The sequence below is a fragment of the Sphingomonas sp. PEI4 genome, from assembly GCF_056679955.1.
Genome location: NZ_CM155258.1, coordinates 531,101 through 542,569, shown reverse-complemented (window position 1 = coordinate 542,569; position 11,469 = coordinate 531,101). Strand labels below are relative to the sequence as shown.

At 66.0% G+C, this 11,469-nt stretch carries 12 protein-coding genes; 7 read left to right on the top strand and 5 right to left on the bottom strand.

Translation table 11 applies throughout. The features are described from left to right. Window positions 1-102: 102 nt before the first annotated feature. The 3 genes from AC1MLZ_RS02350 (at window position 103) to AC1MLZ_RS02340 (ending at window position 1,561) form a co-directional block, all read left to right on the top strand. A complete protein-coding gene (locus AC1MLZ_RS02350; protein ID WP_480960270.1) occupies window positions 103-549 on the top strand; it encodes a DNA polymerase III subunit chi in 447 nt (148 codons plus the stop codon). A gap of 72 nt (window positions 550-621) precedes the next feature. Next, window positions 622-1,044 carry a nucleoside-diphosphate kinase gene (gene ndk, locus AC1MLZ_RS02345; protein ID WP_480961450.1) on the top strand — a complete coding sequence of 141 codons (423 nt, stop codon included), beginning with the start codon at window positions 622-624 and terminating at the stop codon, window positions 1,042-1,044. 88 nt (window positions 1,045-1,132) lie between these two features. Further along, entirely contained in the window at window positions 1,133-1,561 is a 429-nt protein-coding gene (locus tag AC1MLZ_RS02340) for a GNAT family N-acetyltransferase (RefSeq protein ID WP_480960269.1), read from the top strand. 111 nt (window positions 1,562-1,672) lie between these two features. Here AC1MLZ_RS02340 and AC1MLZ_RS02335 read toward each other — a convergent pair whose 3' ends face one another. Genes AC1MLZ_RS02335 through purM form a run of 3 tightly spaced genes read right to left on the bottom strand, consistent with a single transcriptional unit; the run spans window position 1,673 to window position 3,958 of the window. Next, entirely contained in the window at window positions 1,673-2,281 is a 609-nt protein-coding gene (locus AC1MLZ_RS02335; RefSeq protein WP_480960268.1) for a hypothetical protein, read from the bottom strand. Further along, window positions 2,278-2,850: a phosphoribosylglycinamide formyltransferase gene (gene purN, locus AC1MLZ_RS02330; protein ID WP_480960267.1), complete on the bottom strand. Its 573-nt coding sequence runs from the start codon at window positions 2,848-2,850 to the stop codon at window positions 2,278-2,280. Before purN ends, AC1MLZ_RS02335 begins: the two co-directional genes overlap by 4 nt. Then, the gene (purM, locus tag AC1MLZ_RS02325; RefSeq protein ID WP_480960266.1) at window positions 2,843-3,958 is read right to left on the bottom strand and encodes a phosphoribosylformylglycinamidine cyclo-ligase; all 1,116 of its coding nucleotides are present in this window, start codon (window positions 3,956-3,958) and stop codon (window positions 2,843-2,845) included. Before purM ends, purN begins: the two co-directional genes overlap by 8 nt. A 64-nt stretch (window positions 3,959-4,022) precedes the next feature. Here purM and AC1MLZ_RS02320 point away from each other — a divergent pair, with 64 nt between their 5' ends. The 4 genes from AC1MLZ_RS02320 to AC1MLZ_RS02305 are packed head-to-tail and all read left to right on the top strand — an operon-like array spanning window position 4,023 to window position 9,612. Continuing rightward, window positions 4,023-5,267 carry a heavy-metal-associated domain-containing protein gene (locus AC1MLZ_RS02320; RefSeq protein ID WP_480960265.1) on the top strand — a complete coding sequence of 415 codons (1,245 nt, stop codon included), beginning with the start codon at window positions 4,023-4,025 and terminating at the stop codon, window positions 5,265-5,267. An 11-nt stretch (window positions 5,268-5,278) separates the two neighbouring features. Continuing rightward, the gene (locus AC1MLZ_RS02315) at window positions 5,279-5,923 is read left to right on the top strand and encodes an HdaA/DnaA family protein (protein WP_056050416.1); all 645 of its coding nucleotides are present in this window, start codon (window positions 5,279-5,281) and stop codon (window positions 5,921-5,923) included. Window positions 5,924-5,938: 15 nt separating this feature from the next. Continuing rightward, window positions 5,939-8,104 (top strand): RNA degradosome polyphosphate kinase, encoded by a 2,166-nt coding sequence (locus AC1MLZ_RS02310; protein WP_480960264.1) that lies wholly within the window; start codon window positions 5,939-5,941, stop codon window positions 8,102-8,104. Continuing rightward, window positions 8,101-9,612: a Ppx/GppA phosphatase family protein gene (locus AC1MLZ_RS02305; protein WP_480960263.1), complete on the top strand. Its 1,512-nt coding sequence runs from the start codon at window positions 8,101-8,103 to the stop codon at window positions 9,610-9,612. Before AC1MLZ_RS02310 ends, AC1MLZ_RS02305 begins: the two co-directional genes overlap by 4 nt. Before the next feature lie 211 nt (window positions 9,613-9,823). Here AC1MLZ_RS02305 and AC1MLZ_RS02300 read toward each other — a convergent pair whose 3' ends face one another. After that, on the bottom strand, window positions 9,824-10,120 hold the full coding sequence (locus tag AC1MLZ_RS02300; protein ID WP_480960262.1) for an I78 family peptidase inhibitor: 297 nt from the start codon (window positions 10,118-10,120) through the stop codon (window positions 9,824-9,826). Next, window positions 10,117-11,292, bottom strand: coding sequence for a ribonuclease D (rnd, locus tag AC1MLZ_RS02295; RefSeq protein WP_480960261.1), 1,176 nt, complete (start codon window positions 11,290-11,292; stop codon window positions 10,117-10,119). The genes AC1MLZ_RS02300 and rnd overlap by 4 nt, the downstream gene beginning before the upstream one ends. Window positions 11,293-11,469: the final 177 nt, after the last annotated feature.

Genomic DNA, 11,469 nt, shown 5'->3' with positions numbered 1-11,469 from the left:
GAAGAAGAACTGCTCCCCCGCGGACGCGGGGGCCCAGATAAGTACCGACACCGATCGTGACCCTGGACCCCCGCCTTCGCGGGGGAACAGCGGGGAGTAACAATGCAGGTCGATTTCTACCACCTAACAAGCCCCCTCGACCGCGTCCTCCCACGCATCGCCGAACGCGTCGTCCAGACCGGAGGCCGCCTCCTGATCGTCGCCGAACCCGAAGAACAACGCGTCGCACTAGACCGCCTCCTCTGGTCCTACGCGCCCGAGAGCTTCCTCCCCCACGCCCAGGCCGGCAGCGCCGACGACACAGTCCAACCCATTCTAATCGCAGAAGAAATAACCGAAGCCGCCCCCGCCAACGCCGCCCGCAACGTCGCGGTAGTAGATGGTCGTTGGCGTGACCTTATCCTGACCTTTGACCGCGCCTTCCACATCTTCGATGACGAAGCCATCCGCGAAGCCCGCCTCGCCTGGAAAGCGCTCGCCGACCGCGAGGGCGTCGAACGCCGCTACTGGAAGCAGAACGACTCCGGCCGTTGGGAACAAGCTGCCTAGGTTGCTTTAGCGCCGTCCCCCGCCTAAGCGCCGCGCATCCAATTACCGTCAACACAGGAGCCCGTGACCATCATGGCCGCGAACCGTACCTTTTCGATCATCAAGCCCGATGCAACCCGCCGCAACCTGACCGGTGCAGTCACCAAGATGCTCGAGGAAGCCGGCCTGCGCGTCATCGCTTCGAAGCGCATCCAGATGACCCGCGAGCAGGCCGAAGGCTTCTACGCGGTCCACAAGGAGCGTCCGTTCTTCGGTGAGCTGGTCTCGTTCATGATCTCCGGCCCGGTCGTCGTCCAGGTTCTCGAAGGCGAGAACGCAATGCAGCGCAACCGCGACATCATGGGCGCCACCAACCCCGCCAACGCAGAGCCCGGCACGATCCGCAAGGAACTCGCCGAGTCGATCGAAGCGAACTCGGTGCACGGTTCGGATTCGGACGAGAACGCCGAGATCGAGATCGCCTATTTCTTCAAGCCCGAAGAAATCGTCGGCTGATGGCCTGGCGGTTGCGACGGGCAGGGCCGGCGACGCGCCCGCGCTGTCGCTCGTCGCATCCGCCACGTTCCTCGAAACCTATGCGACCGTGCTGTCAGGCGCCGACATCGTCGCCCATTGCACGCGCAACAACAGCATCGCCGCGTTCGAGACGTGGCTGGCCGATCCTGCGACGATCGTGACGCTCGCGGAATACGAGCCCGGCCATGCGCTGATCGGCTACACCGTGCTGACCGCGCCGGACTTCCCGATCAAACCCGGCTCAGCGGACATAGAACTCCGCCGCATCTACCTGATGAAACAGGCCCAAGGCTCAGGGCTAGGCGCTGCCCTGATGGCCCGCGCCCTTGAAGACTCTGCCGTGGCAGGCCGCACCCGTGTCCTGCTAGGCGTATGGGACCAGAACACCCGAGCCCGAACCTTCTACGAACGCCATGGCTTCGCAGTAATCGGCACCCGCCAGTTCACAGTCGGCACCACCCTCCACGACGACCCGGTCTACGCGCGGACGGTGTGATAGGGGCAAAGGGCAATTACCGCCTCCTTGTTCTCCCGCGAAGGCGGGAGCCCAGTCTGGACCCCCGCCTTCGCGGGGGAACAAGCTGCACTTCGTTTCCAAGAGCGCAGCTTACGCCGCCGGCTTCTCTTTCGCCCAGATCGCATCAAGCCTAGCCTGATCCCCACCACGCTGCCGAACCCGCAGCCCCTGCAACGTCAGCGAACGTCCCGACAGAAACTCGCCCGCCTTCGTCTGCCAGATCACGTCGTAAATTCCGCTAGCCGACCGCGTGGCATCGCCATCGGTATAGTTCACCGTAATGAACACCGGCAGCCGTCCAGCCTGATCGTCCGCGCCACCATCGGTCGCCTTCAGCAGCGCCTTCTCGAACCAACTCCGCTGGATCTGATCGGTCAGCGCATCCTGCCGCCCAATGCCCAAGGCCGAAGGAAACGCCACGGTCGCATCCTGGATTTCGTGCTTCTCATCGCGCAGCAGCATCAGCGAGTCGCCCTTCTCAGCCGCCACCGCGCGGATTTCGAAACGCTGGTCCTTCCGCGCCTCGCTAGCCCGCGCGCTCGCCTTTTCGGCGTTATCGGCGCTGCGTTCGGACCAGTTGCTCCACAAGGTCAGGGCCGCGATCAGCACGCCAGCTACGGCTAGCACCTCGGCCAGAGTAACCCAGCGCCGCCGCGTCGCCGCAGCCTCGCGGCGCTCGGTCGGAGTCTCGTTGGTCATCGCGTCACGAACTCCGCCAACGTTCTCGGATATAGCGCATGTTCCGCCGCCAGCACGCGTGCCGCAAGCGCATCCGCATCGTCGCCGGCAAGGATCGGCACCTCGGCCTGCCCCAGCACCACGCCGCCATCCAGCTCCTCAGTCACGACATGCACCGAACACCCGCCGACCGCATCGCCCGCCGCGATCGCCCGCGCATGCGTGTCGAGGCCCTTGTACTTGGGCAGCAGCGACGGATGGATATTGACGATCCGATCGCGCCACGCCGCGACGAATCCGTCCGACAGCAACCGCATATAGCCGGCCAGCGCAACGATCTCGACACCAGCCTCGCGCAACGCCGCGTCGATCGCCGCCTCGTAGGCAGGCTTGCCCAGACCCTTGGGCGACAGCGCAAACGTCGCCACACCCTCCGACCGCGCCCACTCAAGCCCCGCCGCGTCCGGTTTGTCAGACGCCACCAGCGCGATCTCGTACGGACACTCCGCCGCGCGCGACGCGCCGACCAGCGCCATCATGTTCGATCCGCGCCCGGAGATCAGCACGCCGACCCGTCTCTTCTCAGCCATGCGTCGCGGTCCAGTCCTCGCGTGCGCTCCACGTGCCCGCCGACCCACGCACCGTACAGCCGTGCGTCCCGGTCTCGATCCGCCCGATCGTGAACACCGTCTCATGCGCCGCTTCGAGCGCCGCGGTTACCGCCTCGGCCTCGTCGGCGCTAACGATCACGACCATGCCGATCCCACAGTTGAACGTCCGCGCCATCTCCTCCGGCTCGATCGTGCCCTGCGCCTGTAGGAACGCCATCAACCGCGACTGCTCCCAGGCATCCGCATCGACCACCGCATGCACACCATCCGGCAACACGCGCGGGATGTTCTCCAGCAGGCCACCGCCCGTAATATGCGCCAGCCCCTTGATCCGCCGCTCGCGCAGCAACGGCAGCAGGCTCGCCACATAAATGCGAGTCGGCGCCATCAGGTGATCGATCAGCAACTTGTCCTGGTCGAACAGCGCAGGGCGATCGAGCTTCCAGCCACGATCGGTGGCCAGCCGGCGGACCAGCGAGAACCCGTTCGAATGCACCCCCGACGACGCCAGCCCGAGCATCACGTCGCCCGCCGCGATCTCGCGCCCGGTCAGCACGTTGGTCCGCTCGACCGCACCGACGCAGAAGCCCGCCAGATCGTAATCGCCGTCTGCATACATGCCCGGCATCTCGGCGGTCTCGCCGCCGATCAGCGCGCAGCCCGCGGTCTTGCACCCCTCCGCAATTGAGGCGACGACGCGCTCGGCGACTGCGGCATCGAGCTTCCCGCTCGCATAATAATCGAGGAAAAACAGCGGCTCGGCACCCTGCACGATCAGGTCGTTGACGCACATCGCAACCAGGTCGACGCCGACGCCCTCATGCCGATCCCACTCGATCGCAAGCTTCAGCTTGGTGCCGACACCATCGTTTGCCGCGACCAGCAGGGGATCGACGAAGCCCGCTGCCTTCAGGTCGAACATGCCGCCGAACCCACCAAGATCGGCATCAGCCCCCGGCCGCCGCGTCGAGCGCGCGAGCGGGGCGATCGCCCGCACCAGCGCGTTGCCCGCGGCGATCGAAACGCCCGCTTGAGCGTAGGTGTAGGAACCCGAAGCGGGAGTGGCGGAGTCTGGCGTATCGGTCATGATCGGTGCTGCTAGCCACATCGCGCTTGGATTTCCACGTCTGCTTCGCCAAAAGGCCCGCTTGATGCGTATCCGTACCCTTCCCACCGCGCTTGCCGGCGCCGCTTTGCTGCTCAGCGGCGGAGCCGTGCTTGCGCAGATCGAGGGCGGCAGCCGAGGCGCAGCCCCGGTCGACAGCGGCAGCGCCTATGAGGTGAGCGGCGTCACCGTCGACGTCGCCGGCAAGACCGCCGACGCCGCACGCTATGGTGGCTGGCGCCTCGCACAGCGCAAGGCTTGGGTGCAATTGTCGAACCGGCTCGGCGGCGGTGGCGGTCTCGTCTCCGACGGCACGCTCGATTCGCTGGTCTCCGGTATCGTGGTCGAGAACGAACAGATCGGCGCGCAGCGCTACATCGCCAAGCTCGGCGTGCTGTTCGACCGCACCCGCGCGGGTTCCGTCCTCGGCATCTCGACCTACGCCGATCGCTCGCAGCCGATGCTCGTCATCCCGGTGCAATATTCGGGCGGTGTCGGCCAATCGTTCGAGCAGAGCACGCAGTGGCAGCAGGCTTGGGCACGCTATCGCACCGGCAACAGCAGCATCGATTACGTCCGCCCCTCCGGCTCCGGCCCCGATGCACTCCTGCTCAACGTCGGCCAGACGCAGCGTCCCGGCCGAGGCTGGTGGCGGACGATCCTCGACCAATATGGCGCGAGCGACGTGCTGAGCCCGGTCGTGAAGCTCTATCGCCAATGGCCCGGCGGTCCGGTGATCGGCGTGTTCGAAGCACGCCACGGCCCCGACAACGATTTGATCGGCCGCTTCACGCTCCGCGTTGGAACGTCCGACGGCCTGCCGCAACTGCTCGACACGGGCGTGAAGCGGATCGACGATCTGTATCAGCAGGCGCGCCGCAACGGTTCGCTCCGCGTCGACTACAGCCTCTCGCCACCGCCCGAGCCGGAAGCCGCGGTCGTCGATGACCTGGCCACCGACGAAACTGCCGACGCGAATACCGCGGTGCTGACCGGCGGCGCGGGCATCTCGATCATCGTCCAGTTCGACACGCCCGCCGCGAACGCCGTATCCTCGACCGAGGCTGCACTCCGCGCGATCCCCGGCGTCCGCTCGGCTGCAACGACCAGCCTTGCGCTAGGCGGCGTCTCGCTGATGCGCGTCGCCTATGATGGCGATCCGTCTGCGCTGAAGACCGCGCTCGAAGCGCGTGGCTATCAGGTCTTCGGTTCCGGCCAGACGATCCGCATCCGCCGGGTTTCCCAACTTCTTCCGCCGGACCTTCCCGCGGATACCGTGACGACAGGGTGAGCGCGACCAAGATGACTCAAATCGCGCTGCCACTCGGGTGGCCGGCGGACCCTCGCGACGACGCCTTCCTGGTTACCCCATCGAACTCGCGGGCCGTCCACACGCTGGAGCATACGGCCACCTGGCCCGTCATGACTGCCATTCTCACCGGCCCGCGCAAATCGGGCCGCAGCCTGCTCGCGCGGATCTTCGCGGCGAAGAGCGGCGGCACGATCATCGACGATGCCGAACGCGTGCCCGAGGCGCAGCTGTTCCACGCCTGGAACCGCGCGCAGGAGGAGCACAGGCCACTCCTTATCGTTGCCGACGCAGCGCCGCCCGAGTGGAAGGTCAAGCTCCCCGACCTCCGCTCGCGCCTCGCGGCCAGCCCGATCGCCGCGATCGGCGCGCCCGACGACGAGCTCATGCGGCTGCTGCTCGCGCACCTGTTCGAGCGCCGCAGCCTCGATGCACGGCCCGATCTGATCGACTGGCTGGCCACGCGAATCGAGCGCAGTCATATTACCGTAACGCGAACCGTCGATGCGCTCGATCAGGAGGCGATGGAACGTCGCAAGCGCTTGTCCATTCCTCTAGCACGAACCACACTCACCGAAGCCGGGCTGATCCTCCGGCCGCAACTCGCTCTCGACCTCCCGCTCTTCACGCCACCATAAGACCCCAGAGGCCCGATGAACCGTCCAGCACATATCGTCCGCCAATCGGAAGACGACGACGATCCCATCGGCGCAGAGCCGAACGACCGGTATTTCAACCGCGAACTCTCCTGGCTGGCGTTCAACCGCCGCGTGCTGGAGGAGGCGTGCAACCCCGCGCACCCGCTGCTGGAGCGGCTCCGCTTCCTGTCGATCTCGGGCTCGAACCTCGACGAGTTCTTCATGGTCCGCGTCGCCGGCCTCAAGGGCCAGCAAACGCAGGACGTCGATCGGCGTTCGGCCGATGGACTCACCGCGGGCCAGCAGCTGACCGCGATCATCCGCGAGGCCGATGCGCTGATGGCCAGCCAGCAGGCGGTATGGGGTGATCTCCGCGTGCTGCTAGACGAGGCGGGGTTGTTCGCGCTGCGGCGTGAAGCGGTCGAGGGCGAAGCCGACGAATGGCTGGAAACGCACTTCCGCGATCAGATCTTCCCGATCCTGACCCCGCAGGCGCTCGATCCCGCGCACCCGTTCCCGTTCATCCCGAACCGCGGCCTGTCGGTGATCTTCGACCTCGTCCGCCGTTCGGATAACGAGCCGGTCCGCGAACTGGTCATGCTCCCGCACACGATGACGCGCTTCGTCCGTCTCCCCGGCGAGCCCGCGCGCTACATCTCGATCGAATCGATCCTGAAGCGGTTCGCGCCGGTCCTCTTCCCCGGCTACGAAGTTCTCGCCGCCGCCAGCTTCCGCGTCCTGCGCGACAGCGACATGGAGATAGAGGAAGAGGCGGAGGACCTCGTCCGCTACTTCGCCAACGCGATCAAGCGCCGCCGCCGGGGCCGCGTGATTCGCCTTGAACTCGAAACCGGTATCCCCGATGTGCTCGCCGCGGTCCTCAAGGACGAACTCGGCGGCGCGGACGCGATCATCACCGAGAGCGGCAATTTGCTCGGCATCGTCGATCTCGACGGCTTGGTCGACGAAGATCGCCCCGACCTCAAATTCCCGCCCTTCACGCCGCGCTTTCCCGAGCGAATCCGCGAATTCGGCGGCGACTGCTTCGCGGCGATCAAGGCTAAGGACATCGTCGTCCACCACCCGTACGAGACGTTCGAAGTGGTGCTCGCCTTCCTCAAACAGGCGGCGAACGATCCCGACGTCGTGGCGATCAAGCAGACGCTCTACCGCGCCGGCAAGCAGCCCGCGGTCATCAACGCGCTCATCACCGCGGCCGAAGCGGGCAAGTCCGTCACTGCCGTCGTCGAGTTGAAGGCGCGGTTCGACGAAGAACAGAACATGGTCTGGGCCTCCGCATTGGAGCGTGCGGGCGTTCAGGTCGTCTACGGGTTCATCGACTGGAAGACGCACGCGAAGGTCTCGCTGGTCGTCCGCCGCGAAGGCCCGGCGTTCCGCACCTACTGCCATTTCGGCACCGGCAATTATCACCCGGTCACCGCCAAGATTTACACCGACCTCAGCTTCTTCACCGCCGATGCCGCGGTCGGGCGCGATGCGGCGCAGATGTTCAATTACATCACCGGCTATGTCGAGCCGACCGACATGGCGAAGGTCAGTCTCAGCCCGCGCGACCTGCGCCAGAACCTGATGAACCTGATCGACGTCGAGATTGCCAATGCGCGCGCCGGCAAACAGGCGGGCGTCTGGGCGAAGATGAACTCGCTGGTCGACCCGGCGGTGATCGAGAAGCTCTACGAGGCGAGCGGGGCAGGGGTCGAGATCGACCTCATCATCCGCGGCATCTGCTGCCTGCGTCCCGGCGTGCCCGGTCTGTCCGAGACGATCCGCGTGAAATCGGTGATCGGCCGGTTCCTGGAGCACAGCCGGATCTGGGCGTTCGGCAACGGCAAGGCGCTGCCCAATGACGGCGCGAAGCTGTTCATCTCGTCGGCCGACTGGATGCCGCGCAATTTCGACCGCCGCGTCGAATATATGCTGCCGATCCTCAACCCGACCGTCCACGACCAGATCCTCGATCAGGTCATGGTCGCGAACCTGATCGACAACGAGCAAAGTTGGGAGCTAGGCCCCGACGGCGAATATAGCCGTGTCGATCCCGGCGACCGCCCGTTCAACCTGCATCGGTATTTCATGACCAACCCGTCACTCTCCGGCCGCGGCGCCTCGCTCGCGACCAGCAACGCCGTGCCGACTCTGTCGCTTCGGCGAAAACGATGAGCGTCACGAATATCCTGTTCGGCAATTCGCCCCCCAAGTCTGAGACCGACGATCATCCGCGTACGGGGATCATCGATATCGGCTCGAACTCGATCCGCCTGGTCGTGTATCAAGGGCCACCACGGTTGCCCGCGATCCGGTTCAACGAGAAGGTACTGGCGGGGCTCGGGCGCGGTCTGGCGGCAACGGGTGCGATCGAGAAGTCGGCCTTAAAGACCGCGCGGGTCGCGCTGGCGCGGTTCGCTGCGGTGGCCAAGGAAATGGAGTGCTCGACGCTCCGTACGGTCGCTACGGCGGCGGTACGCGATGCGAAGAACGGCGGCGAACTCATTGCGGCGGCTGAACAACTCGGCCTCAAGGTCGAGACGCTGTCGGGCGAGCAGGAGGCCAGTGCGGCTGGCTATGGTGTACTCTCGGCAATCCCCGAAGCAGACGGCATCGTCGGCGATCTCGGCGGCGGCAGTCTCGAACTCGTCCGCGTCCGTCGCGGCAAGATCGAGGACCGCGTCTCGTTCCCGCTCGGCGTCCTGCGGATCGGTCCCATCCGTGCGAAGCGTGGCAAGGTGCTCGCCCGCTACGTCGCGCGTCTGGTGCGCGACGCTGGGTGGACCGCGAAGGGGCAGGGGCTTCCGTTGTATCTCGTCGGCGGATCGTGGCGCGCGCTGGCGCGGCTCGACATGGAGTTGTCGGATTATCCGCTGCCGATCATCCACCAATATTCGATGTCCGCCGCGACGATCACCCGCCTCAGCCGGACCATCCCGCAACTGTCCAAGCCCCGCCTGAAGGCCATTCCTGGGCTCTCCTCGGGCCGCACGGCAACGCTCGCCGATGCCGCAGCGCTTCTTGGCGTACTGATGCGGCAGCTCGGTAGCAGGACCACGGTCGTGTCCGCCTATGGCCTCCGCGAAGGTCTTCTCTACGAAGGGCTCAAGCCCGCAGACCGCGTGCTCGACCCGCTGATCGTCGCCGCGCGCGAGGAAGGTCGCCTGCTCGGCCGTTTCCCCGAGCACGGCGACCTCCTCGATCGCTGGATCGCACCGCTGTTCGCCACCGAGCCGCCCGCAATGGCCCGCATCCGCCACACGGCATGCCTGCTCGCGGACGTAGGCTGGCGCGCCAACCCCGAGTTCCGCGCCGAACGTGGCGTAGAGGTCGCGCTGCACGGCAATTGGGTCGCGATCGACGCGCCGGGCCGGGGAATGCTGGCGCAGGCCCTTTATACGAGCCTGGGCGGCGACTTGGCGGCAGCGGATCCGGTAGGACGGTTGGCACCGCCGGCCGCGGTGAAGAGCGCAACGGCCTGGGGCTTGGCGATGCGTCTAGGCCAGCGCATGAGCGGCGGCCTTGCCGGTCCGCTGAAGCGGTCCAGCCTTTCTGACGACGGCGTGTCTTTGACGCTGACGCTACGCCCAGACGACCGCGGTCTCTACGGAGAAGCCGTTGAACGACGTCACACCGCACTCGCGACAGCCTTGGGCCGCAAACCATTGCTGGCTCTTGCCTAGGACGGATCGACATTCAGGCTGAGCTGAGAAATCTGACCTAATCTTCCGTCATGCCGGGCTTGTTCCGGCATCCACGGTGCCGCAAAAATCGAAAAAACTTGGACAGCGGAACCGTGGCCCCCGGACCAGGTCCGGGGTGACGGAGCAATTTCGGAGTCGCTGTGACCCTATAATGCCGAACGTCGATCCGACGCGGTAAGCGCCGGAAAATTCAGGCGCAGGTAAACCGCTCGATCCGGCCCTTCGCGTCGACATAAACGTTCAGTCGATCGGACCGGAAGTCCATCGTGACGGCCGTGTTCGGCGCGATCCAGCGCAGCGTACGCGTACCCGACCGCGTCTGCATCACGTCCGCCCGGGCATCACTCGCCCGCTTGCCGACCAGATCGCCCAGCGAGTCGGCATTGCAGGCGGCCGCGACCGGCGAAGCGGCAGGCGTCTCGCCGCGCATCTCGACCGGCGTACACGCCGCCGACGCCAGCAACGCCGCAACCAGGACGATCCTCATGCGGCATCCTCCGTACGCGTCATCTTCAACTTGCCGCCAATGACCGCAAACGCCAGTCGCCCCTCGACGAGATCGAGCGCATCGCGCCCGAACTGATCGAACCGCCAGCCCTCCAGCATCGGCAGTCCGGTCCGTACACCCGCCGCCAAGGCCTCGAGCTCGTCCGTCCGCGCAAGAAGTTTCGACGCGACATCAATGTCTCGCGATCGGATCTTGAGCAGCAGCTTGAGCAGATCCGCTACCAGAGAACCCTCCTTGCCGAGCCCCGGCTTGCGATCGTCGCGCGGCGGCAGCTCGTCCTCGCCGAGCGGCTGCGCACCCTCGATCGCCTCCATCAGGCGGCCACCGATGTCGTTGCCCGCCCATGTCGCCGACAACCCGCGAACCCGCGCGAGGTCGGCCTGCTTCTTCGGCGGATGCCCCGCCATGTCGCCCAGCGTCTCGTCCTTGACGATCCGACCGCGCGGCAAATCCTTCGCCTGCGCCTCCAGCTCGCGCCACCGCGCCAGCGCCTTCAGCCGTCCCAGCACCTCAGGCTTGCGCCCGGAAATCCGCACGCGCTTCCACGCCAGGTCGGGATCGTTCGCGTAATTGGCGATATCGCCGAGCCGCTCCATCTCCTGGTCGAGCCACACGCCGCGCCCCGTCTTGCGCAACCGCTCCAGCATCTTCGGGAAGATTTTCGACAGATGCGTCACGTCGCCGATCGCATATTCGATCTGCCGCGCATCCAGCGGCCGGCGCGCCCAGTCGGTAAACCGCGCACCCTTGTCGACCGCGATGCCCAGCCAGCTGTCGACGAGGTTGGAATAGCCGATCTGCTCGCCCTGGCCGAGCGCCATCGCCGCGACCTGCGTGTCGAACAGCGGGAAGGGGGTCTTGCCGGTGAGGTTGTAGACGATTTCGATGTCCTGGCCGCCGGCATGGACGACCTTCAGCACGTCGTGATTCTCGACGAGCAGGTCAAGCAGCGGCTTCAGGTCAATGCCCGGCGCCATCGGGTCGATCGCCGCGGCTTCTTTGTCGTCGGCAATCTGGATCAGGCAGAGTTCTGGGTAATAGGTGCTCTCGCGCATGAATTCGGTGTCGACGCACACATAGTCGGCGTCGGCCATGCGCGCGCACAGATTGGCGAGCGAGGCACTGTCGGAGATAAGCGGGTGGATATGCATCGGAACGCCATAGCGAGGGTCCCCCCCGTTGACAAAGGGCGGGTTGACAAAGGTGACGAGTAAAGGGAAGCGCGCGGCATCCAATTAGCCGTCATCCCAGCGAAAGCTGGGATCTCCCGTCGCAGGGCGCACCCTTGCCGCACGAGATCCCAGCTTTCGCCCGGATGACGTAGACTC